19 protein-coding genes and 1 tRNA gene are annotated in these 24,289 nt (G+C 53.9%); 7 read left to right on the top strand and 13 right to left on the bottom strand.

Features of this window, described 5'->3' with window-relative positions; translation table 11 throughout:
• Nucleotides 1-20 precede the first annotated feature (20 nt).
• The 10 genes from HPY86_08430 to HPY86_08385 all read right to left on the bottom strand — a co-directional run bounded on the left by HPY86_08430 (nt 21) and on the right by HPY86_08385 (nt 7,719).
• On the bottom strand, nt 21-593 hold the full coding sequence (locus HPY86_08430; protein ID NPV14937.1) for a TRAM domain-containing protein: 573 nt from the start codon (nt 591-593) through the stop codon (nt 21-23).
• Between the two features lie 21 nt (nt 594-614).
• Entirely contained in the window at nt 615-1,973 is a 1,359-nt protein-coding gene (radA, locus tag HPY86_08425) for a DNA repair protein RadA (protein NPV14936.1), read from the bottom strand.
• Nucleotides 1,974-1,979: 6 nt separating this feature from the next.
• Nucleotides 1,980-3,410, bottom strand: coding sequence for a replicative DNA helicase (gene dnaB, locus HPY86_08420; protein ID NPV14935.1), 1,431 nt, complete (start codon nt 3,408-3,410; stop codon nt 1,980-1,982).
• A complete protein-coding gene (gene coaBC / locus HPY86_08415; GenBank protein ID NPV14934.1) occupies nt 3,407-4,606 on the bottom strand; it encodes a bifunctional phosphopantothenoylcysteine decarboxylase/phosphopantothenate--cysteine ligase CoaBC in 1,200 nt (399 codons plus the stop codon). The genes dnaB and coaBC overlap by 4 nt, the downstream gene beginning before the upstream one ends.
• A gap of 37 nt (nt 4,607-4,643) precedes the next feature.
• Entirely contained in the window at nt 4,644-4,898 is a 255-nt protein-coding gene (locus HPY86_08410; GenBank protein NPV14933.1) for a hypothetical protein, read from the bottom strand.
• Entirely contained in the window at nt 4,895-5,512 is a 618-nt protein-coding gene (gene gmk / locus HPY86_08405; protein NPV14932.1) for a guanylate kinase, read from the bottom strand. Before gmk ends, HPY86_08410 begins: the two co-directional genes overlap by 4 nt.
• Complete coding sequence (locus HPY86_08400; GenBank protein NPV14931.1) at nt 5,502-6,377, bottom strand: YicC family protein; 876 nt, start codon at nt 6,375-6,377, stop codon at nt 5,502-5,504. Before HPY86_08400 ends, gmk begins: the two co-directional genes overlap by 11 nt.
• A gap of 2 nt (nt 6,378-6,379) precedes the next feature.
• Complete coding sequence (locus HPY86_08395; protein NPV14930.1) at nt 6,380-6,820, bottom strand: D-tyrosyl-tRNA(Tyr) deacylase; 441 nt, start codon at nt 6,818-6,820, stop codon at nt 6,380-6,382.
• Between the two features lie 3 nt (nt 6,821-6,823).
• Complete coding sequence (locus tag HPY86_08390; protein NPV14929.1) at nt 6,824-7,393, bottom strand: hypothetical protein; 570 nt, start codon at nt 7,391-7,393, stop codon at nt 6,824-6,826.
• 125 nt (nt 7,394-7,518) lie between these two features.
• Entirely contained in the window at nt 7,519-7,719 is a 201-nt protein-coding gene (locus HPY86_08385) for a hypothetical protein (protein ID NPV14928.1), read from the bottom strand.
• Nucleotides 7,720-7,757: 38 nt separating this feature from the next.
• Here HPY86_08385 and HPY86_08380 point away from each other — a divergent pair, with 38 nt between their 5' ends.
• From HPY86_08380 to HPY86_08370, 3 genes are all read left to right on the top strand, one after another.
• Nucleotides 7,758-8,474 carry a polyprenol monophosphomannose synthase gene (locus HPY86_08380; GenBank protein ID NPV14927.1) on the top strand — a complete coding sequence of 239 codons (717 nt, stop codon included), beginning with the start codon at nt 7,758-7,760 and terminating at the stop codon, nt 8,472-8,474.
• Nucleotides 8,475-8,486: 12 nt separating this feature from the next.
• The gene (locus HPY86_08375) at nt 8,487-10,688 is read left to right on the top strand and encodes a tetratricopeptide repeat protein (protein ID NPV14926.1); all 2,202 of its coding nucleotides are present in this window, start codon (nt 8,487-8,489) and stop codon (nt 10,686-10,688) included.
• Between the two features lie 141 nt (nt 10,689-10,829).
• A complete protein-coding gene (locus tag HPY86_08370; protein NPV14925.1) occupies nt 10,830-14,699 on the top strand; it encodes a tetratricopeptide repeat protein in 3,870 nt (1,289 codons plus the stop codon).
• Nucleotides 14,700-15,117: 418 nt separating this feature from the next.
• Here the strand turns inward: HPY86_08370 and HPY86_08365 are convergent.
• From HPY86_08365 to HPY86_08355, 3 genes are all read right to left on the bottom strand, one after another.
• Nucleotides 15,118-15,199: transfer RNA gene (locus tag HPY86_08365), tRNA-Leu, on the bottom strand.
• A gap of 55 nt (nt 15,200-15,254) precedes the next feature.
• Nucleotides 15,255-16,634: a hypothetical protein gene (locus tag HPY86_08360; protein ID NPV14924.1), complete on the bottom strand. Its 1,380-nt coding sequence runs from the start codon at nt 16,632-16,634 to the stop codon at nt 15,255-15,257.
• A gap of 3 nt (nt 16,635-16,637) precedes the next feature.
• Nucleotides 16,638-18,119, bottom strand: a complete 1,482-nt coding sequence (locus HPY86_08355) for a TldD/PmbA family protein (GenBank protein NPV14923.1) — start codon at nt 18,117-18,119, stop codon at nt 16,638-16,640.
• A 133-nt stretch (nt 18,120-18,252) separates the two neighbouring features.
• Here HPY86_08355 and HPY86_08350 point away from each other — a divergent pair, with 133 nt between their 5' ends.
• Genes HPY86_08350 through HPY86_08335 form a run of 4 tightly spaced genes read left to right on the top strand, consistent with a single transcriptional unit; the run spans nt 18,253 to nt 24,284 of the window.
• Nucleotides 18,253-18,837 carry a TetR/AcrR family transcriptional regulator gene (locus tag HPY86_08350; GenBank protein ID NPV14922.1) on the top strand — a complete coding sequence of 195 codons (585 nt, stop codon included), beginning with the start codon at nt 18,253-18,255 and terminating at the stop codon, nt 18,835-18,837.
• A gap of 2 nt (nt 18,838-18,839) precedes the next feature.
• Nucleotides 18,840-20,234, top strand: coding sequence for a TolC family protein (locus tag HPY86_08345; GenBank protein ID NPV14921.1), 1,395 nt, complete (start codon nt 18,840-18,842; stop codon nt 20,232-20,234).
• A 13-nt stretch (nt 20,235-20,247) separates the two neighbouring features.
• Complete coding sequence (locus HPY86_08340; protein ID NPV14920.1) at nt 20,248-21,207, top strand: efflux RND transporter periplasmic adaptor subunit; 960 nt, start codon at nt 20,248-20,250, stop codon at nt 21,205-21,207.
• Nucleotides 21,204-24,284: an efflux RND transporter permease subunit gene (locus tag HPY86_08335; protein ID NPV14919.1), complete on the top strand. Its 3,081-nt coding sequence runs from the start codon at nt 21,204-21,206 to the stop codon at nt 24,282-24,284. The genes HPY86_08340 and HPY86_08335 overlap by 4 nt, the downstream gene beginning before the upstream one ends.
• Nucleotides 24,285-24,289: the final 5 nt, after the last annotated feature.

Genomic DNA, 24,289 nt, shown 5'->3' with positions numbered 1-24,289 from the left:
TTTGGAACCCGGCGTCTTTACTATTTCACTTCAAGAAACCGTGGTTGAGCAAAAAGCACCTGGCCAACATCGGTGTCGATACCACCTTTAATTACCACTTCGAGCTCCTTGCCCACCTCATCGCCGCAGTTTTCCACGACCACCTTGATGCCGCCTTCGAGATAACCGATGCCTTCATTTTTCTCTTTGCCCCGTTTAGTGATTTTCACTTTGAGCACGGTGCCGGGTAGATAACTGGGTCGAAAGATGTTGAACAGGTCGAGCGTGGTTACCACCGTGATGCCGTCGGCGGCTGATTTAACATCCGGCCGGCAGGTGATAATTGTTGCCTTTTTCTGCCGGGCGGTTTGCAAAAGCTCGGCGATTGAGTTGAGGTCTCGCCGGGTTTTGACTTTTAGACCCTTGATATTTTTCAGTTGGTTCAGGTTTTCCTTAGCCCTTTGGGCAACATAGTCGTTTTCCCCTTTGGGTTCGGGTGGTTCGGGCACAAGAAGCTGACCGGTAACGATGCCCAATCCAAGAAACTGGACAATTTTCGGGTCGGCAAGGGTGTCCAAATCTAAGATAAAGGTTTTGGAACGCAGAAAGAGCATAAAATCCTCCCAGATCCAATCTCATCTTTTTAATCCCAACACCTTGAGGGCGGTAGCGACCGTGTCCACCGGCACAAGTTTCAAGGTGTTTTTTTTCGGCTGCGGGCTATGCTCGGGCAACAGGATGCGCCTAAACCCCAGACGAGCCGCTTCGGTGATGCGCGACTCGGTACGGCTAACCGAACGGATTTCACCAGCAAGCCCCACCTCGCCAAAAAGGACGATATCGGTAGGAAGGGGAGTGTTGCGCAGTGCCGAGGCAAGCGCCGCAACGATCCCGAGGTCAACCGCCGGTTCGGTTAGTTTGATACCGCCGGCGATGTTCAAAAAGATGTCTTTGTTTGTGGTGGCGATGCCGGCGCGGCGCTCAAGGATGCAGAGGAGCAGCGCCAGGCGCCGGATGTCAAAACCGGTTGCCACCCGCTGGGGCAGGGCAAATGGTGTCGGCGCGGCAAGCGCCTGAATCTCCACCAGAAGCGGGCGGGTGCCCTCGAGCGTTGCCACCACCGCGGAGCCGGAGACATCAAGCCGGCGTCCGGAAAGGAAAAACTCGGAGGGGTTCTGCACCTCAATTAAACCGGATTCGGTCATCTCAAACACACCGATTTCATTGGTGGAGCCGTAGCGGTTTTTCACCGCCCGAACAATCCGGTAGTTGAGGCTGGATTCCCCTTCAAAATAGAGTACGGTATCAACCATATGCTCGAGGGTTTTCGGTCCGGCAATTGCGCCGAACTTGGTCACATGACCGATGATGAAGGTTGTGAGGCGCCGGCTTTTTGCCAGCCGGAGGAGCTGGGCGGTACATTCCCGGACCTGAGCGACGCTACCCGGTGCACTGGCGAGCGTGCTGGTCGTCAGGGTCTGAATCGAGTCGATGACCAGAAGCCCGGGATTGATTTCTTCGACCGCTCCGAGCACCTCTTCAACCTCAACGGTGGCGAGGATGAACAGTTCCGCGGCAACCTTACCGAGGCGGGCAGCGCGGAGTCGGACCTGTTCGGGCGACTCTTCGCCGGTAACATAGAGGATGCGCATGCCCCGATGGGCAAGGGTGTTGCAGACCTGCAAGAGCAGGGTTGATTTGCCGATGCCCGGTTCGCCACCAAGAAGAAGCAACGAGCCGGGTACAACACCGCCGCCAATCACCCGGTCCAGTTCGCCGATGCCGGTTAAAATCCGGGCGGTTTTTTCCATCGCCACCTGATTTAACGGCACCGGTCGGGTTGTTAAGGTTGGTGTTGCCGCATTCTTTGCTTTCTTTTTTGCGGGCAGTTCCTCCTCAACCAGACTGTTCCACTCGTCGCAGTTCGGGCAGCGGCCCAACCAGCGGGCAGATTCGTAACCGCAGTTCTGGCAGATAAAGTGGGTCTTCTTCATCGGGGGTTAGATGTTGAACTCTTCTTCGGAGATTTCTTCTTCAACCGGTTCCTGAGTGTAGCGGGTTTCGGCGTTGACAAAGCGCATACATTCGTAGAGGAAGACGAGCGGAATGGTATCGGTCGGACCGTTGCGCTGTTTCGCAACATTGAGTTCGGCGGCGCGGCGTTTGTTTTCGTCCAGTGACGCCCACTCCTTTTTTCGGTACGCCGCTTCCCGGAACAAAAGCAGGACAACATCGGCGTCCTGCTCAAGGGCGCCGGACTCGCGCAGGTCGGAGAGCTGGGGTCTTTTATCCTGACGGGTTTCGGGCGCGCGTGACAGCTGGGAGATGGCAACGACCGGCACATCGAGTTCCTTTGCCATCGCCTTTAATGCCCGGGAGATTTCGGTAATCTCCTGCTGCCGGTTGCGTTCCCGGCGTCGGTCACCGTGCACCTCCATCAACTGGAGATAGTCAATCATCACCATCCCCAAATCCGGATGCTCGCCTTTCAAGCGGCGTGCCCTTGCCCGCACCTCAAGGGCGTTCAAGCCTGGTGAGTCGTCGATGTAGATTTTTGCCTCAGACAGGGGTCCAATCACATCAACAACCCGTTTGTATTCGTCGTGGGTGAGCATGCCGCGGCGCAGTTTGCTCTGCGAGACATAAGCCTCAGAGCAGATGAGCCGCTGGATAAGACTTTCCGTTGACATCTCAAGGCTGAAGATGGCGACCGGTACCGGCTTGCTGATGTGGATTGCAGCATTGACCGCAATGTTTAAGGCAAAGGCGGTCTTGCCCATTCCGGGCCTACCGGCGATGATGATGAAGTCACCGGGCTGGAAGCCTGAGGTCAAGTTATCAAGGTCGCGAAAACCGGTTTCAACCCCGGTTATTAACCGCTTCTCCTGCCGGGCTTTCTCAATCCGTTCCATCTCATCCATCAACATCTCGCGCACGAGCGTGAACCGTTTGCGTTCGCCGGCTTGGCGCAACTGAAAGATTTTGCTCTCTGCCTGTTCGAGGAGTTCTTCAGCGCTGTGGCTTTCATCAAACGCCGCCTGCACGATTTCGGTTGCGGTCTGAATCAGCTGGCGTTGAATCGCCCTTTCCAGTACTAGGTGGGCATGCTCTTCGCAGTGGGCCGCGGTGAGCACGGTGTCAAGGAGGCTGGAGAGGTATGTGGGGCCTCCGACCGCCTCCAGTTGCTTCATCCGGCGCAGTTCCGCAGTAACGGTGATGATGTCGCAGGGCTCTTTGCGTTCAAACAGGTTGAGCATCGCCTCGTAAATGAGGCGGTGGGCTGGGGTGTAGAAGTGTTCCGGTTTCAAAAAGGGCAAAACCCGGGGCAGGGCTTCGGCATCAAGCAGGATTGCGCCGAGCACCGCGGCTTCGGCTTCAACCGCCTGAGGTGGTTTGCGCTCAACCTGATTTTGTCCCCGATTGGTGCTCATCTTTGCTTCCTTTTCTTGTAAATCTGCCCAACCGTTTTCACCAGTTTTAGGGCAAATTCGGCTTTGTCCATTTCCGGAAGACGCTCTTGTTTGCCGGAAGCGAAGAGCAGCTGTGCTGCGATTCTTTCGCTGCCCGCGGTTGTGGGCGGATTGGCAATGATGAGGTCGAGGTGCTTGGCACGCAGTTTCTCCTTTGCCCGCTCCAAATTGGCGTCAAGGGAGAAGCCAACAAGAAAGGGTTTTTCTTTCCGGGCGGCAACAAGGGAAAGGATGTCCGGAGTGCGGACGAGTTTCAAAGACAGGTCAGCGGTGTGATACTTCTCCTTTGCCACCTTTGCCGGCTGGTAATCGGCAACCGCGGCACACATTACGAGAATGTCGGTTTCCGGTAGTGAGCGCAAAACCGCTTCTGCCATCTCTTCGGTGGTCTGGACCCGAATCGCATCCGCGGGCAAAGGTACCGACACGGCACCGGCAATCAAACGGGTGCGGGCGCCTGCCGCCTTAAATGCCCGGGCGATTTCCACGCCCATCCGACCGGAAGAGCGGTTGGTGATGATGCGCACCGGGTCTAACGGCTCTTCGGTTCTGCCGGTTGTGACGAGTACGGAAACACCGTTCAGGTCGGGCAGCGATTCAAGTGCGGCGCGGCACCGGGCAAAGATTTCTGCCGGTTCTGCCATCCTGCCGGTACCGATGGTACCGCAGGCGAGTTCCCCCTGGTCCGGTTCGATAAAGCAGTAACCGGTGGCTTTCAGTTTCTCGATATTCGCCTGAACAATCGGATTGTGCCACATATTGACATTCATCGCCGGAGCGAAGAGCACCCGACCCGCCTTGACCTTTTCCTGGGGTACGGCAAGGAGCAAGGTGGAGAGCAGGTCGTCACCGATGCCGGAGGCGAGTTTGCCCAGTATGTTGGCGGTTGCTGGTGCCACGACGATTAAGTCCGGGCTCGTGGCAAGGTCAATGTGCTCAACCGGTGCGGAAAAGTGGCGCTCAGCCGGAAACAGTTTCAGGGCAACGGCGCGGTTCGTCAGGGTGCGAAACGACTCAACACCGACCAGTTTGGTTGCGGCGCGGGTCATCACGACCGTTACACCCCAGTTTTGCCGCTTGAAAAGGCGCACCAGTTCCAGCGCCTTGTAGGCGGCAATGCTGCCGGTAACGCCTAATAGAACTTCCGGATTGCTCACCGCCGCGCTCCGAAAAGGACAAATTTAACCTTCGGCTTCAGGAACGGCGGGAGGTGAGCTCTTCAAATGTCTTCTGGCTCAACGCCGCCAGTTCTTCCTCAGTAAGCGGGGCGTATTTCAGTTCGCCCCGGAGGAGGCGCTTCAGGGCATAGTCGTAGATGTTGGTCGGGAGTTGAATCTCGTCCCGGTTCATCGCTTCAATTATCCGTCGCACCTCAAGGGCGGCGATATTCAAAGCCAGATATTTATTAGGGTGGGTTTGCCACAACTGTTCCAGTGAAACCCATTTCATTTTGAAACCTCCTTTAATTTCCGGCGGCGGTATGTGCGCAGTCGTTCGGCGCGAATGATAGTCAAAACATCACCGACCGCCTGTTCAAGTTTATCATTTATTACCAGATAGTCAAACTCCGGAATGGCACGCAGTTCTTCTTTCAGGGCAGCACGGCGCCGTGCCAGTTCTGCCGGGTCTTCGGTGCCCCGTTTGGAAAGGCGCGCGCGCAGCTCCTTCAGACTGGGCGGCAGGATAAAAATCCCGATGGCGCGCGCTCCCAGCACCTTTTTGCAGGAACGCATCCCCTGAATATCAAGGTCCGCGATGACATCTTTGCCCTGGCGAAATGCCTTCAGCACCGGCGCTTTCGGCGTGCCGTAGTAGTGACCGTAAACCTGTGCCGACTCGAGCAGGGCATTACGCTTGAGCATTTGCTGGAACTCGGCTTCGGTCAGAAACAGGTAACTCTTGCCGTGGCGCTCGTTAGCGCGCCGGGGTCGGGTCGTTGCCGAAACCGAGTAGAAGATGTTTTTGTCCTGCCGCAGTACCGCCTGACAGATGGATGTTTTGCCCGCGCCCGAAGGCGAGGAGAGGATGACCATAAACGGCTGATGCAACGGCTTACTCAACATTGCGCACCTGCTCCTTCAACTTTTCAATCTCGCCCTTGATTTCAATCGCCCGGCGCGAGATGACCACATCCCGTGCCTTGGCAGCAAGGGTGTCGGTCTCACGCAGCATCTCCTGAGCAATGAAGTCCAGTTTCTTGCCCGAGGTGGCGGAACTGCGCAGGGCGCGCAGGAACATACTACAGTGGCTCTTGAGCCGGACACACTCCTCGTGGATGTCCACCTTTTCGGCGATAAACGCCACCTCTTCCAGGACCCGGCGCGGGTTTGCCTGAATGTTTAGGTTTTGCAGCTGTTCGAGGAGGTTCTCGCGGCGCTCGGCGAGCCGTTTCGGCACCCGTTCTTCAATCTGCCGCACCGCCCGCCGGATTTTCGCGATGCGCCGGCGCAGGTCCCGGGCTAAAGCGGCACCTTCTGCCTGCTTCATCTTGACGAGGCGGCGGAGCGCCTGGTTCAAAATCCGTCGGCTGGCATGCCAGAACCGGGACGAGTTGGCGTTCGCCTTTTTCGTCGTGATGACGCCGGGCAGGGTGAAAAGGGTGTTGATGTTCAGTTCGCCTTCAAGATGGTGTCGGGTTTTCAACTCCCGGGCAAGGCGCAGGTACTCCTGCACCAGTTGCCGGTCAACGGTAACTGCGGGCACCGAGACCGATTCGTCCAGGGTCATCTGCAACTGGATGTAGCCGCGATGCACGGTGCGGCGCACCAGTTCGTGAATCTCCCGTTCATACGCAGCAAACTGCGGCGGCAGTTTCGCCACCAGTTCAAAGTACTTGTGATTTACCGAGCGGATGTCCACGGTCAGTTTACTGCCCGAAGGTTTGAGCACCGCTTCGGCACGGCCCACACCGGTCATACTGCGTAGCATATTTACACCTCTTCCAGCATTATCGTCACCGGTCCGGAGTTCACCAGTTCCACTTCCATCCGGGCGCCAAATTCGCCGGTCTGCACCGGCACACCCAGATAGCGCAACTCGGTGACAAACTTTTCGTAAAGTTCCCGGGCGCGGTCTGGTTCGCAGGCGTCAGAAAAAGAGGGACGCAGACCGTGCCGGGTGTCAGCGTAGAGCGTAAACTGGGAAACAACCAGCGCCGCGCCACCAATGTCAAGAAGCGAGCGGTTCATCTTGCCCGCTTCATCGTCCCAGATGCGCAGCCGGGCAACACGCGACGCTAGTTGTCGGCAGACCGCTTCGTTGTCGTCCTTGCCCACCCCGAGAAAAACGAGCAAACCCGGTCCGATTTCACCCTTTGTTGTGCCGTCAACCGTCACCTTTGCTCTTAAAACCCGCTGAATCAGCGCCCGCACAACTTACCTGCCTTTCAGTTTTCGGACAATCGCCCGGGCAAAAGCCGGCGTGTGTTCGGCACGGGCAGCGGTGATGATGTTGCCATCTATCACCACCGGCTGGAACTTATGCCGGGCGCCGTGCTCCTTGAGGACTTTGATAGTGAAACGGTGCGGAAACACGGTGGCGGCTCTGCCGTTCAGGATGCCGGCGCGGGCAAGAACCAGTGGTGCCAGTTCAATCGCGGCAACAAGCCGACCGGCAGCAGCAAACTGCCGGCACCGCTCCTGCAAAACGGTGTCCTTCCAGTAGGGGACAATACCGGAACCGTTGACCAGAATTAGGGCGGCAAACTCGTCCGGCGTAATCTCTTTGAGCAGCCGTTCGGGCTTGATGAGCAAGCCGTCAATGCCCTGCGCGGCGGTGGTGTCGGATGAGACAATTGCCACCGAAAAGTTTGCCCGCTCCAGCGCCCGAACGATGTTGTCATACTCGTCGTCCCGGAACAGGTCGTGGGGCACAAACACCGCTACCGTTTGCGCGGCAACGAGCGCGCTGCCGAGTAGAACAAGAAAAGCAGTCCGCATTAGCACAATTAAATAGATTATAGTAGAAATTTTCAATGTCAAGGAAATACAGGACGACAAACTGCTAAGTTTAAATAATACAAGGACTTAGTGGTAAATGGAATGAAGACGGGCGCGTTTTAGAGCAGAAGTTAGGTAGCGCAGTAGAGCAGAAGCCGAAGAGAGCAGAAGGGCAGAAGCCGGAGAGAGCAGAAGAGCAGAAGCCGGAGAGAGCAGAAGAGCAGAAGTTGGGTAGAGTAGAAGGGCAGAAGCCGGAGAGAGCAGAAGAGCAGAAGCCGAAACAGGGCAGGAGTTGGGATTGCTTCGCACCCTGCGGGTAAAGCCCGAAGCAATCTCCTTGACAAAAGGGGGGTAATTTTTATTATTGTCTGTGCCACGCGGACTTGTGATAATGCCGACCTATAATGAGGCGGACAACATCGACAAAATCATTCCGGTAGTTCTCAACCAGTTGCCCGAAATTGAGGTCCTGGTCATTGACGACGGTTCGCCGGACGGCACCGGTGACATCGTTGCCCAAATGGCGCAGACCAACCCGCGCGTCCATCTGATTCGCCGGGAAAAGAAACTGGGATTGGGCACCGCCTATGTGCTCGGTTTCCGGTATGCGCTTGAGCACAACTACGACTACTGCTTTGAGATGGATGCGGACTTTTCCCATCCGCCGGAAAAGATACCGGAGATGGTTGCGTTATTAAAAGATTACGACCTGGTGATTGGCTCGCGTTACTCCGATGGCATCTCCATTGTCAACTGGCCTATGAAACGGCTCCTTCTCTCCTACTTTGCCTGCCTTTACGCCCGCAAGGTTACCGGTTGTCCGGTACGCGATTTAACCGCCGGGTTCAAGGCGTACCGGTGCGATATGCTGCGTAAGATAGACTTAAACCAGTTGCGCGAGGATGGGTACGGGTTTCAGATTGAGATTGACTTCTTAATCTGGCGCAAAGGCGGCAGAATCAAAGAGATTCCCATCGTATTCACCGAGCGCCGCGCCGGCGTGTCCAAGATGTCAAAACGCATCATCTGGCGGGCGTTCATTTTGGTGCTCCGGCTCCGGCTGCAAAGGATGCTGGGCAGAGTCTAACCGGGTGCTGGCGTGAGCGACGCCGAAACCTATTTCAAAAGCGGAAACGCTCATTACCAGAAGGGTGAGTATGACCTTGCGATTGCGGACTATACAAAGGCGATTGAATTGAACCCAAACAATGTGGGGGTTTACTACAACCGGGGACTTGCCTATGCAGGGAAGGGTGATTTAGACCGTGCGATTACGGACTATACAAAGGTGCTTGAACTGAACCCAAACTTTGCTGATGCGTACAACAACCGCGGAGTTGCCTATGTCGGCAAGGGTGAGTATGACCGTGCGATTGCGGACTATACAAAAGCGATTGAACTGAACCCGAACCTTGCTGATGCGTACTACAACCGGGGAGTTGCCTATTACAACAAGGGTGAATTAGAGCGTGCGATTGCGGACTTTGATAAGGCGCTTGAACTGAACCCGAAAGATGCTGAGGCGTACAACAGTCGTGGAGGTGCCTATTTCAATAAGGGTGAATTAGAGCGTGCGATTGCGGACTTTGATAAGGCGCTTGAACTGAACCCGAACTTTGCAGTGGTGTACTACAACCGGGGTGTTGCCTATGCTGGCAAAGGTGAATTAGACCGAGCGATTGCGGACTTTAATAGGGCGATAGAACTGAACCCGAAATATGCTGTGCCTTACAACAACCGGGGAAATGCCTATTACAATAAGGCTGATTATGACCTCGCGATAGCGGACTATACGAAGGCGCTTGAACTGAACCCAAAGTTTCCTGAGACATACAACAACCGGGGAAATGCCTATTACAAGAAGTGTGATTATGACCGTGCGATTGCGGACTACAACAAGGTGCTTGAACTGAACCCGAAGTTTGCTCTTGCCTACAACAACCGCGGATGTGCCTATTTCAATAAGGGTGATTTAGACCGTGCGATTGCGGACTACACGAAGGCTATTGAAGTGAACTCGAGCCTTACTGTAGCGTACTACTTCCGGGGATTTGCCTATTACAAGAAAGGTGATTTAGACCGTGCGATTGCGGATTTTACAAAGTCGCTTGAGCTGAACCCGAACGATGCGGGGGTTTACCACAATCGGGGGCTTGCTTATGCAGACAAAGGTGAATTAGACCGTGCGATAGCGGACTATACGAAGGCGCTTGAACTGAACCCGAACTTTGCTGAGGCTTACAACAACCGGGGAAATGCCTATGCAGGGAAGGGTGATTTAGACCGTGCGATTGCGGACTTTAATAAGGCGATTGAACTGAACCCGAACCTTGCTGAGGCTTACAACAACCGTGGAATTGCCTATGCAAGTAATGGTGAATTAGACCGTGCGATAGCGGACTGGACGAAGGCGATAGAATTGAACTCGGAATATGCTGCGGCGTACAACAACCGTGGTAATGCCTACAGAGATGAGGGTGAATTAGACCGTGCGATTGCGGACTACAATAAGGCGATTGAACTGGACCCGAACTATGCTAAGGCGTATAACAATCGGGGTGTGGCATATGCAGACAAGGGTGAGTATGCCCTTGCGATTGCCGACTATAACAGGGCGCTTGAACTGAACCCGAAGTTTCCTGAGACATACAACAACCGGGGAAATGCCTATAAAGACAAGGGTGAGTATGACCGTGCGATTGCGGATTTTACAAGTGCGATTGAACTGGACCCGAAATATTCTGAGGCATACAACAACCGGGGGCTTGCCTACGCAAAAAAGGGTGAATTAGGTCGAGCGATAGCGGACTACAATAAGGCGATTGAACTGAACCCTAACCTTCCCAAGGCTTTCTACAATCGGGGGCTTACCTATTACTACAAGGGTGAATTAGGTCGAGCGATAGCGGACTTTACGAGGGCGATTGAACTGAACCCGAACTATTCTGAGGCATACAACAACCGGGGACTTGCCTACAACAATAATGGTGATTTATACCGAGCGATTGCGGACTATACAAAGGCGATTGAACTGGACCCGGAGAATGCTGAGGCGTACCACAATCGGGGAAATGCTTATGTTGTGAAGGATGAGTATGACCGTGCGATAGTGGACTATACCAAGGCGATTGAACTGAACCCGGACCTTGCCGAGGCAATGGCTGGGCTGGCATTAGGTTATATGGGGAAGGGCGATAAAAACAACGCAAAATTGTGGGTGAAAAGGGCGCTGGAAAAGAGGGCGTATCTGCCTGAGGAAATGGTTGAGGGTCTCAATGAACTACTTGATTCTCTGGAGTAATCTCAAAGGCGTCAGAGTTTTGCAGGGGGAGAGGAGTTAAGAAGTTAGGTAATTGCGGAGCGCAGGCTATTGTTAAGCCCGAAGGACAGAAAGGATAGTTGGAGTTGACATTGTCTAAAACTCTGTTATTTTTCTTCAACTGTGTTTGACATCCAATCCATCTTAGTCGGGATAAAAAATGCGATAAAGAGGGGTATTGATTCACCAGAGAAAATTGCCAGTGCCCTTGGATTAGACGAACCGCTGGTAAAAAACTTTATTACGATGGTTGTGCCGACGCTGGTTTCGACGCAAACCCTGATTCCAATCTGGCTTGTTTACTCATTTTTTGAGGCTGTTCTTCAGAAAGGAAAGGCAAAGGCTTCAGAACAGGAGTTGCAAAAACTTTTTTCGGAGTTCAGTGCTACCTGCAAAAGCTACTTAGAGTGGCAAGGTTATATCAAAGCGTCAGGGATTGAGTTTCTGCCGAACATCATCGGTAGCGTAAACCGGGCAAATGCAGAGCAGGATAAAGAGAATTTCTTGCGTAGTTTGAAACCAACTTATAACTGCATTATTGACAATGCTGATGTGGAACGGGACTGCTATCAAGAGATAAAGGAAAAGGTCAAGAAGGGCACGAGATTGCTAATTTTAGGTGAAAGTGGCGCAGGGAAGACGGTGCTTTTGATGCGGCTGGGCTACGATTTGATGCAGGAAGGCTGGAATGTGTTTGTCGGAGTCGGGGCAATAGACACACAGAAGGCGCTCCAGTTTCTTTCTGAGCCGGAGTTTCAGGATAAGCCGCGGGTGGTTATTATTGACGATGCGGCGACCAACAAGTCTGCGGTTCTTGACCTGACCAGGCAGATTTACCAACAGAGTCTGGATGTGCGGATTGTACTGTGTGAGCAGACTTCCCGCTGGGAAAAGGAGGTAAAGGAGAACCTTGGGGTTTATGGGTTTGAGGAGGTTAAGGTAACTCTGACCGAGAATGACGCCCGGCGCTACATTGAAAAACACGGCGGGGATAAAAAGGCGATACAGCTGGCAAAAGGGGTGTTTCCTGTTCTTATCTTTCTTGCCCGTGGCGGTAAAACAAGTTTTGAAAATGCGGTTAGGGACCTGTGGTTACAACTTGATAACAAGCAACAGAAACAGTTTTTGCCCATCCTTGTTATTGCAAGATATGGGCTGGGTTATCCATCAGAAATATACGAGCAGGTTTATGACCATTCTACGGTTCTTGCCGAACTTGAAAGGTTCGGGTTTATATCCCGGGACGATGAGATGATATACGGTCCCCACCCGGTCATCACTGATGCGATTTTAAAGAAATATGCGGGACTTTCTTCTCACAGCCGGCGGGAATATCTAAAAACAGTTGCTGATAGCGTGCCTGAAGATACCAAGTATTTTTCATTTTTGTTTTCTTTGGGGACAAACCTTGTTATAGAGAAAGAGGACATTGCAATAGAACTGCTTACCAGGGCGATTAAACTGGACCCGAACGATGCCGTGGCGTACAACAACCGGGGAATTGCCTATGATTACAAGGGTGATTATGACCGTGCGATTATGGACTTTACAGAGGCGATTAAACTGGACCCGAACCTTGCTCTTGCGTACAACAACCGGGGACTTGCCTATTACAACAAGGGTGATTATGACCGTGCGATTGCAGACTACGATAAGGCGATAGAACTGGACCCGAACCTTGCTCTTGCGTACAACAACCGGGGAAATGCCTTTAAAAACAAGGGTGATTATGACCGTGCGATTATGGACTTTACAGAGGCGATTAAACTGAACCCGAACCTTGCTAAGGCGTACAACAACCGGGGAATTGCCTATGATGACAGGGGTGATTATGACCGTGCGATTGCAGACCTTACAAAGGCGATTGAACTCAACCCGAACTATGCTGAGGCGTACAACAACCGGGGAAATGCCTTTAAAAACAAGGGTGATTATGACCGTGCGATAGCGGACTTTACAAAGGCGATTGAACTGAACCCGAACCTTGCTCTTGCGTACAACAACCGGGGAAATGCCTATGATGACAAGGGTGATTATGACCGTGCGATAGCGGACTTTACAAAGGCGATTGAACTGAACCCGAACCTTGCTGATGCGTACAACAACCGGGGAAACGCCTATTACAACAAGAGTGAATGTGACCGTGCGATTGCGGACTACGATAAGGCGATAGAACTGAACCCGAACTATGCTAAGGCGTACAACAACCGGGGAGTTGCCTACGCACATAAGAAAGAGTATGACCGTGCGATAGCGGATTATAATAGGGCGATAGAACTGAACCCGAAAGATGCTCTTGCGTACAACAACCGGGGAAATGCCTATTACAACAAGGGAGAGTATGACCTTGCGATAGCGGACTTTACCAAGGCGATTGAACTGAACCCGAAAGATGCTCTTGCGTACAACAACCGGGGAAATGCCTTTAAAAACAAGGGTGATTATGACCGTGCGATTGCAGACTACGATAAGGCGATAGAACTGAACCCGAACCTTGCTGAGGCTTACTACAACCGGGGACTTGCCTATTACAACAAGGGTGAATATGACCGTGCGATTGCGGACTTTACAAAGGCGATAGAACTGAACCCAAACCTTGCCGTGGCGTACAACAACCGGGGAATTGCCTATGATGACAAGGGTGATTATGACCGTGCGATTATGGACTTTACAGAGGCGATTAAACTGGACCCGAACGATGCCGTGGCGTACAACAACCGGGGAAATGCCTTTAAAAACAAGGGTGAGTATGACCGTGCGATTGCAGACTACGATAAGGTGATAGAACTGAACCCGAACTATGCTAAGGCGTACAACAACCGGGGAATTGCCTATGATGACAAGGGTGATTATGACCGTGCGATTATGGACTTTACAGAGGCGATTAAACTGGACCCGAACGATGCCGTGGCGTACAACAACCGGGGAAATGCCTATGCAAGGAGGGGTGAGTATGACCGTGCGATTGCAGACTACGATAAGGCGATAGAACTGAACCCGAAGTATGCTGATGCGTACAACAACCGGGGAATTGCCTATGATGACAAGGGTGATTATGACCGTGCGATTGCAGACTACGATAAGGCGATAGAACTGAACCCGAACCTTGCTCTTGCGTACAACAACCGGGGAAATGCCTATGCAAGGAGGGGTGAGTATGACCGTGCGATTGCAGACTACGATAAGGCGATAGAACTGAACCCGAAGTATGCTGATGCGTACAACAACCGGGGAAATGCCTTTAAAAACAAGGGTGATTATGACCGTGCGATTGCAGACTACGATAAGGCGATAGAACTGAACCCGAAGTATGCTGATGCGTACAACAACCGGGGAAATGCCTATGATGACAAGGGTGATTATGACCGTGCGATTATGGACTTTACAAAGGCGATTAAACTGGACCCGAACGATGCCGTGGCGTACAACAACCGGGGAAATGCCTATGATGACAAGGGTGATTATGACCTTGCGATAGCGGACTTTACCAAGGCGATTGAACTCAACCCGAACTATGCTGAGGCGTACTACAACCGGGGAAATGCCTATGCAAGGAGGGGTGATTATGACCGTGCGATTGCAGACTACGATAAGGCGATAGAACTGAACCCGAAAGATGCTGATGCGTACAACAACCGGGGACTTGCCTATTACAACAAGGGTGATTATGACCGTGCGATTATGGACTTTACAGAGGCGATTAAACTGGACCCGAACGATGCCGTGGCGTACAACAACCGGGGAAATGCCTTTAAAAACAAGGGTGATTATGACCGTGCGATAGCGGATTATAACAGGGCGATTAAACTGAACCCGAACCTTGCTGAGGCTTACTACAACCGGGGAGTTGTCTATGCAAGGAGGGGTGAGTATGACCTTGCGATTGCAGACCTTACAAAGGCGATTGAACTGAACCCGAACCTTGCCGTGGCAATGGCTGTGTTGGCGTTTGTTTATAAGGATAAGGGGGATAAGGAGAGCGCAAAATTGTGAGCGAAAAGGGCGCTGGAAAAGAGGGCATACCTTTCTGAAGTGCAGGTTTGGGTTCTTGACAGACTACTTGATTCTCTGGAGTGGTCTCAAAGGCGGCAGAGTTTTGCAGGGGGAGAGAAGTTAAGTAGTTAGGTAGTTGCGAAGCGCGGGCAGGAGTTAGTTTAAAAAGGGAATTGGAGTGTGCTGTTGTGCCAAGATGGCTAATAAAGGGGGTGTGAGAGGTAATCCCGGTAACGGGGGTGGGGTTGACCTTATTTCAAACAGGCTAAACTGGCTAACTGTTTGAGAGTCTGTTTGTTATCCTGCGGGTAAAAATCTCGGGCGTGAAAGTTTGCTGTTTTCAGACTCTAAATGAGATAGCGGAATTCGCTCTTGAACCGGCGAAAGCGGGCGAATTAGTGTTGTTAGAATGTTTTAATGCCGAGGGGGGGATTTGAACCCCCATGGGTTTCCCCACTAACTCCTGAGGCTAGCGCGTCTGCCATTTCCGCCACCTCGGCATCGGTCATTTTCAGTTAAAAATAACCGCAAAATCGGTTTAAGTCAAGAAGCCCATCAGAAACTGTCCGCCACATCCGAAATGTTGACTTTGTCGCAGAGGAGCCAGGATGGCACCGCATAGGCAGAAGGGGTGCGGCGTTCATAGGTTGAGGACACATTTTCGGCAACCGCCTGCGATGAGACCGCAATCACCTGATTGAACAGGTTGGGTATGGCGTCGGTGATGCGCGAGGAGAAGATAGGTGCAACGAATTTGCCGTCTTTAATCAGGAGGGCGTTGAACCGGGAGGAGCCGGTGAAGATGCCGCGGGTTGGGTCAGGAAGGTGGGTGTAGTGGAGATGGGGGATGTAAAGGGCATTGTCCGCAAGTTGGAGCGCCTGGTTTAAGTCTGCAGGACCGGTGCCGGTCACCATTACCAAATCCCAGTTTTCAATGTCGTGGCCCGTGGGTTGTTTTTTGTACTTTGCTGCGGTCTGGGAGTCGTAAGGCATACCCGCGAACACACCTTTTTCCACCAGTTTGAACAGTTTGCGCCGCTTGCCGATGAAGTCAAAGGGCATCTGGAACACGAGTTGGTTTGCCGGGTCGTCAACAATCGTGATGTGTTCGGAGAAGATTTTGTCACCGAACTTGTATTTGGAGGTGAAGGCTCTGCCTTCTTCGTAGAACCTGCCGATAAAGCCACCCCAGAGGCACAAGCCCAGCAGGTCGGCAATCGCGCCCGCGCCGAACAGGACCTTCTGCGGTCCAATTTGCGGGTGAAAGCCCGGGTTCTGCTCATAGATGGGCAAAAGGGTTTCCAGTTCGGCGATGATGCCGTCGGCGTCAAACTCGTTTGCCTTTTTCTGGGTGCGGTTTACCGAGAGTTCCCACTTTTTGACCTGCTCTTTGAGCACGATGACCAGTTTGCCATCGGTTAGGCGGCGATAGGCTTCGTGGTCGTTGGCGGTGGTGGTGTAGTAGATTTCGGTGGAACCGGTGGACCAGGAGCCGGAGAAGTCGTAGTTGCCTTTGGGCTTGACCGTTTTAATCACCCGGGCGCACAGGTCGGCTTTTGCCTGAGGCGAGAGGTTTTCCAGTGCCGGGTCATAACCGGTGGTGTCGGCGATGGGCTCTTCAACCACACCGAAGATGGGGTCGTAGTCTTTGGGCAGGGCGTTGCGGCAGTTCTCTTCTGCCTGATGGAGTGCGGTCTTCAACTGGTCCAAACTGGTGAGGTTTGCGGTCAAGGAGATGGCGCCAACCCGGCGTCCCTGCATTACCGAGATGTCAAGCCGGGTGAGTTCTTCGGAGGTGGAGAGGGCGATTGCTGAGTTGCCGAGCCGGATAAGGCTGGAGCGTTCCCGATGCAGGGAAAACTCGGCGTTGATGCCTTTCTGGCGCGCATAGTTGCGTACCTGAACGATAAGGTCGCGCAGTTTGGGTTCGAGCATTTTTTACCTCCCTTCTCCGGTCAGGACATTGCGGAAGCGCATCACCGGCACGCCGTGACCGACTTCCATTATCTGATTTGGTTCGCCTTTGCCGCAGTTGGGCACCTGAATTAGACGCCAGGTTGAGCGGTCGCCTACCATATCAAGGGAGTTGTAGAATTCAAGGGTGTGGCCCTGATAGGTGGGGTTTTTGTAAACTTTGGTGCGTCTGCCGTCCTTGACTTCCCAGGCGATTTCACAGCCGAAGTGGAAGTGTTCCCGGTTGGAGCCGATTGACCAGGAGACCGGCATATCAAGGATGACACCGTTTTCCGTCGCCTTGACGATGTCTTCAAGGGTGCCGTCTGAACCCCATTCAACGCAGACATTGGTCATACGGTCAATCGGGGTTTTGTAGAAGCCGGCAGCCCGGGCTGAGGCGCCCGACTTCTCAACAACCTTTTTGCCCGCTTTGGCGTTCGCTTCCCCGAGGTCAATGCGCGAGCAGAGAACATTGACTAATATCCCGTTTTTAATCAGGTAGTACTGGTGCTGGGGTGTGCCTTCGTCGTCATAGCCAAAGGTGCCGGGCGAGTTCTCCACAACCATCACCACCGCATTCAGTTTTTCCGAGCCGTAGCGCAGGGTGCCGATGTCCTGGGGCTTGACATGGGAGCCACCGGCAAAGGACAGTTCATAGCCAAGGATGCGGTCCAGTTCCAGAGGGTGGCCAATCGTTTCGTGGACCTGGAGGTGTCCCTGTCCGGGAAGAAGAATCACATCGCGGCGTGCCGGAGGCAGGGTTTCAGCCGAAAGTAACTGGCTCAACTCGCTCTTAATGCGGTCAGCGTGCACAGCAAATGCGGCGGGGTTCTCAACCCATTCAAAGCCGCGCGAGCCGGTGCCGTCCGACTCAAGGTCGTAGGAGCGGCGCTGGGTACGGTTCTCTTTGTCCCGCGCCATCACCGTCATATTGGCAAACGGGTTCATCACCCAGCGTTCAATTTCGCTGCCTTCGGTGTTGAAGTAGTAGATGTGCCGCTTCTGGAAGTGGAAGCGCACCATCCGGTGCTCAACCGGTTTTTCGTTCAACTGGCGGTCAATGGTGTTTAAGAGGTTGAGGATTTCGGGCAGGGGAATGGTGAACGGGTCTTTTTGGAAAGGCGGTTTATAGGTGCCGTGCACCGGTTTCTCACTGCCCATATCTTTGGGGAAGCCCAAAAGGGCCGCGGCGGCTTCGGCGTTGGCGAGGGCGCGGTCAAAGCAGTCCGGGATGCGTTCAAGGTCGGCGGTGGCGGCAAATCCGATTGCGCCATTTTTCAACACCCGAACCCCGATGCCCCGCTCAAAACGGCGGTAGTTGCCTTCCAGGTTGCCGTCGTAGAGCACCAGGCTCTGGGTGGAGTCTTCTTCGTAATAGCGGACATCGGCAAAAGAGCAGCCGCGGTCCAGTGCCCGCTGGAGTTGCTCTTTGATGACCGCTGCTAATGAACCGGAAACGCTCATAGTTAACTCCTCTCTTTGTTAGCCTGATTGTCTCAAAGAGTTATCATAGCAGATAATAATTGATTGGCAAGAAAATTTTTCTTGACGGGCAGGGGTTGATTGGGTATAATGACTGACCGGTCAGTTTTGAAATATGAAACGGAAATCAAAAGCCCGACGGGAAATGATTTTGCAGGCGGCGTTCAATGTCGTCTGCGATAAGGGGTATTACGAGACGAAGATGGACGATGTTGCCCGGAAGGCGGGTGTTGCCAAGGGCACGGTCTATCTTTATTTTCAAGACAAGCCCGATTTGTATGTCGGGATGGTGAAGTGGCTCATCAGTCAGGCACGCGCGATTGTTGCCGAGGTTGCCCAGGAGGAGCGCACCCCGAGCGATAAGTTGCGTCGGGTGTTTGCGCGCTGGGTGGAGAGTTTGAGTAGCAAGCCCGCGGCGGTTGATTTGGTGTTTCCGGAGCTGCGGGAGGAGCGGTGTGAGATTAGCCGGCGGTTTCACGAGCAGGTGCTGCCGGAAATCAGGGGTCTGGTGGACGACATCGCCCGACTGGTTAAGGCGGGAGTTCGGCAGGGTGAGTTTCGGTCGGTGGAGCCGCGGCTCGCCGCACTCTCATTTTTAAACGCCTTTCGCGCCGCACTGCTCGTTACCAGCCATCGGCTGGGGGTAAAGGCGGCGCCGGTGAAGGCGCTGGACATTTTCTTTAACGGGATAAGGAGATGAGTATGAGAAAAAGGAGTATCTGGTTTTTTATTTCCGGTCTGATTTTTGTTCTGGCGCTGCCGGTTGCCCGCGCCGATACGCTGGTGCTTACGGTGGAGCGGGCGGTGGAACTGGCACTGAAGAACAACTACCAGTTAAAGCAGAATGAGGAGAAGGTTCTGGAGGCGGCAGCGGGCAAAGGTGCGGCGTTTGGCAGTTTTCTGCCCCAGATTTCGGCTTCGGGAAGTTACACCCGGCTCGGTGCGGTCAACCAGTTTGAGATGGTGGCGCCGGTTTACCAGATGCTGCCGTTGCGGGTTTACGACCCGGTTACCGGACAGATAATCGGTTTTACCGATTCGGTGCCGCTGCCGGTGGGTGCGGACACAGTAAGGATGGCGCTCGGTTCCCAGAACAACTACCTGTTGCGGGGCACGGTGCAGCAGACGCTTTTCACCTGGGGTAAACTGATTAATGCGTATCAGATTGCCGGTCTGAGTCTGGAGGCGCAGAAGGCGGCACGGGACCAGGCACGCCAGGAGACCAAGTTTTCCGCAGTCCAGGCGTTTTTTCAGGCGCTCCTTGCTGAGAAGAGTGCGCAACTGCTCAACGAGTCTTATGAACAGTTGCAGCGCCATGTTGCGCAGGTGGAAAAACTTTACGACAACGGGCTGGCAAGCCGTTTGGATGTGATGCGGGCGCGGGTCAGTTTGACCAATGTGGCGAATCAGGTTGCCCAGGTGAAAAATGGGGCAGAACTTGCCCGGGCAGCGCTGGCAAATCTACTTGGACTGGAACCGGGCACGGTGTTTGTGCTCGAGAGCGAACTGGCAGCGGAAACGACCGGTCTTGACACTGCGGGTGCCCGGCGCCGGGCAAAGGAAAATCGGCCCGAACTGGCGCAGTTGCGCCGGCTGGTGCAGATTGCGGACCGGTCGGTGCGCATCGCCCGGACCGCAAACCTGCCCACACTGTTTGCCGCGGCAAACTTTGACTACAAGAAACCGGTCGGTTTTAAGGATGAGTGGGGTAAGGACTGGAACGCAACGGTTGGTCTGTCGCTGCCGATTTTTACCGGCTTGACCAACTACCACAAACTGAAGCAGGCGCAGTCAAAGTACCGCCAGGCGTTTCTGTCTTTGAAGATGGTGGAGAGTGCGATTGACCTTGATGTTCAGGCGGCACTCGCCAGTTTAGGTCAGGAGAAGAACAACATTGTTTATCAGGGCGAGAATGTGAAGGTGGCAGAGGAGGCGTTCCGGCTGGCAGAGGAGCGGTATCAGAATGGGCTGATTACCAATCTGGAGTTTTTAGACATCCAGTTGCAGTTGACCCAGAGCCGGGTCGCCTATCTCAACGCCCTTGCCAATTATCAGATTGCCCGGGCACGGTTTTTGCGGGCGGTCGGTGAATTTTAAGGAGGAGTGAATTATGAGAAACATTTTTAAGAAGTTAGTGAAGGGGAAAGCGGTAATTGACGGTACGGACCCGATTTTGCGGCGGGTGTTAAGTTGTGTGGTGGCGGCGACGATGGTTCTGACAATTGTGGCGGCGCCGGGTTGCCAGTCCCGCTCCGGTAAAAAGGAAAAAGAGGCGATAGTACCGGCGGTCACGGTGGTCACAGTACCACGGGGCACGGTGAGCCGTTCGATTCAACTGCTCGGGGTGTTGCAGGGTGAGGAGCAGGTTCTGGTCTATTCCAAAATCACCGGCAGGGTGACCGAAATTACCAAACCGGAGGGTTCGGTGGTTGGTCCGGATGAGCCGATTGGTTATGTGGTGAACGACATTCCCGGTATGGACTACAAGCCCGGACCGGTGCGCTCGCCGATTGCCGGTGTGGTGGGCAAGGTTTATGTTGAGGTGGGCCAGACCGTGGCACCGACGATGCCTTTTGCCGCGGTGGCGCGGTTTTCGGACCGGATTAAGATGAAGGCGCTGGTGAGTGAGACGGATTTGCCTTTTGTTAAACCCGGACTCAAGGCGCGGGTCTTTTTCTCAGCGGCAGGCGAAAGTGCGTTTAGTGGAGTGGTTACGAGGGTGGCACCGATGCTTGACCCGATGTCCCGTTCGGCAACAGTGGAAATCTCTATTCCCAATTACCGGCGTAGTCTGGTGCCGGGAATGGCAGGAATGGCACGGCTGGTGGTTGAGGAGAAGAAGGATGTGGTGATGGTGCCGCTCGCCGCGCTGTTTGCCACCGGTGAGGAACGGGTGGTGGTGGTAAGAGATGGCATCGCCCATCTCCAGCCGGTAAGGTTTGGTTTGCGGGGTGATGAGTGGGTTGAGGTGATTGAAGGGCTGGAACCGGGTGAGAAGGTGGCGACGACCGGTAAGGAAGGTGTCAAGGAAGGGCAGAAGGTGAATCCGGTGGAGGCGGGTGGACAATGAAACTGACCGATACATCAATTAAGCGACCGGTAACGACAATTCTGGTCTCCCTGGTTCTGGTGCTGTTCGGGGTGGTGGGCGTTTCCCGGATGCCGGTTGATATCCTGCCACCGGTTACCCTGCCGATGATGATTGTCGTTACATCTTATCCTGGTGCGGGACCGCAGGAGGTTGAGGCTGAGGTTACCAAAGTGATTGAGGAGCGGGTGGGTACAATCTCCAACTTAAAGGAGATTTCCTCCCGGTCGCTGGAAAACATCTCAATTGTGCAGTTGCAGTTTGCCTGGGGCACAAACTTAGATGCGGCGGCAGCGGATGTGCGCGACCGGCTGGATATGGCGGTGGCGATGTTGCCCGATGCCGCTTCCCGGCCCGCGGTTTTCAAACTGGATGCGTCAATGATGCCGGTTTTACAGATTGCCCTTTACGGCGATGTTGACCAGTTGCTTATGCGCGATGTGGCAGAGGACCTGGCAGATGGGTTGCAAAGGGTGCCGGGTGTGGCGACCGCGATGGTTGCAGGCGGGACCAAGCGCCAGTTACAGGTGAAGGTTAAAGAGGAGAAACTGCTCGCTGCGGGCATTACGATTGATGCGCTCAATCTGACCCTGCAGGCGCAGAACCTTAACTACCCGGTGGGAAGGGTTACGAGTCAGGGCAAGGAGTTTCTCATCCGGCTTTTGGGCGAGTACACCGATTTGGACCAGGTGCGCAACACCGTGGTCGGGATGAAAGGTCAGAGTCCGATTCTTTTGAAGGACATCGCCGATGTTGACTGGGGACCAGAAGAGGTTTTGACCGTGGCACGGTACAATCAGGGTAGTGCGATTTTTGTGGTTGTCCAGCGCCGGCCTGATGCCAATCCGGTGCAGGTTGCCCGGGCAGCACGGGCAGAACTGAAGGAGTTGAGTTCAATTTTACCAGCCGGGGTTGAGCACGAGGTTATCTTTGACTCGTCCAAGGAGATTACCCGCTCAATTTCCAATGTGGTTTACAACATCCTGCTCGGTGGCATCCTCGCGGTGTTTATTCTGTTTCTGTTTCTACGCCGGTTCCGGGCAACGCTGTTTGTTGCGTTTGCGATTCCGCTTTCGGTTTTCTTTGCCCTGTTCTTTATGTTCCTTTTGGGTTATTCGGTCAACATCCTGTCAATGGCGGGTCTGGCGATTGCGGTCGGGATGGTGGTGGATAATGGTATTGTGGTTTTTGAGGCGATTTTCCGGCATCGGGAGCGCGGTACCGAGCGGTTTCGGGCGGCAAGTGTTGGTGCCGATGAGGTGGCGATGGCGATTACCGCTTCCACTCTGACCACGATTGTCGTGTTTCTGCCTTTGCTTCTGGTGCGCGGTTTTCTCCAGGTGATATTTCCCCAGTTAGTTTGGGCGGTTGTCGGCGCGCTGGTCGCTTCGCTCGTTATCGCTTTGACTTTGATTCCGACCTTAACTAGCCGGTATCTGCCCGACCCGAAGCCGGCAATTAGCGGCATCCGAAAGTGGAGCGAGCGGTTTTACCAGCGGATTGAAGATGGCTATGCCCGTTTGATTGGCTGGGCATTGGGGCATAAGCGGCTGGTGGTTTTTGGTGCGGTGGTGATTCTGGGCGTCAGTCTTGGGCTGGTGCGTTTTATCGGGACCGAGTTTTTCCCGGTCCAGGAGAGCCAGTTTCACCGATTACAGGTGGAGATGCCAGTGGGAACCAACCTTGCAGTTACCGACAGTGCGGTACGGAAACTGGAGAACTATGTCCAGGAACGGTGGCAGGATGAGATTGAGGGTGTGGCGGTGCAACTGGGCACCGGCACCGGGTTTGTGGCGATTATGGGCGGCTCTTCGGGCAGCCATTCCGGACTTCTGAACATCGTTTTGAAGCCAAAACGCCTGCGTAAGCATTCGGTTGAAGAGATTGACCAGGATATCCGGCGCTTTGCCGCAACAATTCCGGGGTTAAAGGTTTATGTCCAGGAGTTCAGTTTCACCAGTATGGCAGGAACCAGTTCCGGGGTGGAACTTGACATAACCGGCTACGACCTCGCTACTGCGGACAGTTTGACCCGTAAGGTTATCGCCGCAATTGAGACGATACCCGGACTGGTGGACATCAAATCCAGCCGTCAGCCTGGCAAGCCCGAACTGCAACTGGTGGTGGACCGGCAGAAGGCGGCGCTCTACGGCTTGACCCCTTATCAGATTGGTGCGGCACTGCGCACCGAGGTGGAGGGTAATGCACCAACCGTTTACCGATTGGGCGGTAAGGAGTACGACATTTTGATTCGCCTGCCCGAAGAGCAGCGCGATGAACTGGTGGAGATTTTAGGCACATTTGTACCCAGCCCCACTGGTCCGGTGCCGCTGGGCAATCTGGTCACGGTGCGCACCAGCACCGGTCCACTGGAGATTGAGCGGAAGAACAACGAGCGGATTGTCAAGATTACCGCCCGTAATGTGGGCATCTCTGCGGGTCAGGCGGCACAGAAAATCGCCCGGGCAATCAAGGACATTCCGATACCTACCGGCTTCACATTGAAACTTTCCGGCTCTTACGAAGAGATGACCCGAACCTTCCGGGACTTCGCCTTAGTAATTTTGATTGCGCTCGTTCTGGTGTTTGTCGTAATGGCGTCTCAGTTTGAGTCGCTGCGCGACCCGTTCATCATTATGTTCACGATGCCCTTTGCCCTGATTGGGGTGCTCTGGATTCTGTTTTTGACCCGGACAACCCTTTCGGTGATTTCGCTTTTAGGGCTTCTGATTCTCGTGGGTGTGGTGGTGAACAACGGGATTGTGTACATTGACTATACCAACCGATTGCGCCGGGAGCGGGGAATGGGTTTGATTGATGCGGTCAAAGAGGCGGGACGGATTCGGCTCCGGCCCATCTTGATGACATCTTTGACCACGATTTTCGGGATGCTGCCCTTAGCGTTTCAGATTGGCGAGGGTTCAGAGTTGTGGTCACCCCTGGGCAGAGCGATTGTTGGTGGTATGATTGTCTCCACCTTTTTACCGCTCGTGTTCATTCCGGTTCTTTATACGATATTTGAGACCCGCTCGGAACGACGCAAGCGGCAACAGGGGTAATTAGG

Source organism: candidate division WOR-3 bacterium, from assembly GCA_013177935.1.
GTDB lineage: Bacteria > Hydrothermota > Tepidihabitantia > Tepidihabitantales > Tepidihabitantaceae > Tepidihabitans.
This window is presented reverse-complemented; position numbering and strand designations above follow the sequence as displayed.

Coding starts and splice junctions, on each gene's coding strand:
- HPY86_08335 (NPV14919.1), top strand. CDS start 21,204: ATGAAACTGACCGATACATCAATTAAGCGACCGGTAACGACAATTCTG.
- HPY86_08350 (NPV14922.1), top strand. CDS start 18,253: ATGAAACGGAAATCAAAAGCCCGACGGGAAATGATTTTGCAGGCGGCG.
- radA (NPV14936.1), bottom strand. CDS start 1,973: ATGAAGAAGACCCACTTTATCTGCCAGAACTGCGGTTACGAATCTGCC.
- dnaB (NPV14935.1), bottom strand. CDS start 3,410: ATGAGCACCAATCGGGGACAAAATCAGGTTGAGCGCAAACCACCTCAG.
- HPY86_08430 (NPV14937.1), bottom strand. CDS start 593: ATGCTCTTTCTGCGTTCCAAAACCTTTATCTTAGATTTGGACACCCTT.
- HPY86_08345 (NPV14921.1), top strand. CDS start 18,840: ATGAGAAAAAGGAGTATCTGGTTTTTTATTTCCGGTCTGATTTTTGTT.
- HPY86_08360 (NPV14924.1), bottom strand. CDS start 16,634: ATGCTCGAACCCAAACTGCGCGACCTTATCGTTCAGGTACGCAACTAT.
- HPY86_08340 (NPV14920.1), top strand. CDS start 20,248: ATGAGAAACATTTTTAAGAAGTTAGTGAAGGGGAAAGCGGTAATTGAC.
- gmk (NPV14932.1), bottom strand. CDS start 5,512: ATGTTGAGTAAGCCGTTGCATCAGCCGTTTATGGTCATCCTCTCCTCG.
- HPY86_08410 (NPV14933.1), bottom strand. CDS start 4,898: ATGAAATGGGTTTCACTGGAACAGTTGTGGCAAACCCACCCTAATAAA.
- HPY86_08400 (NPV14931.1), bottom strand. CDS start 6,377: ATGCTACGCAGTATGACCGGTGTGGGCCGTGCCGAAGCGGTGCTCAAA.
- HPY86_08355 (NPV14923.1), bottom strand. CDS start 18,119: ATGAGCGTTTCCGGTTCATTAGCAGCGGTCATCAAAGAGCAACTCCAG.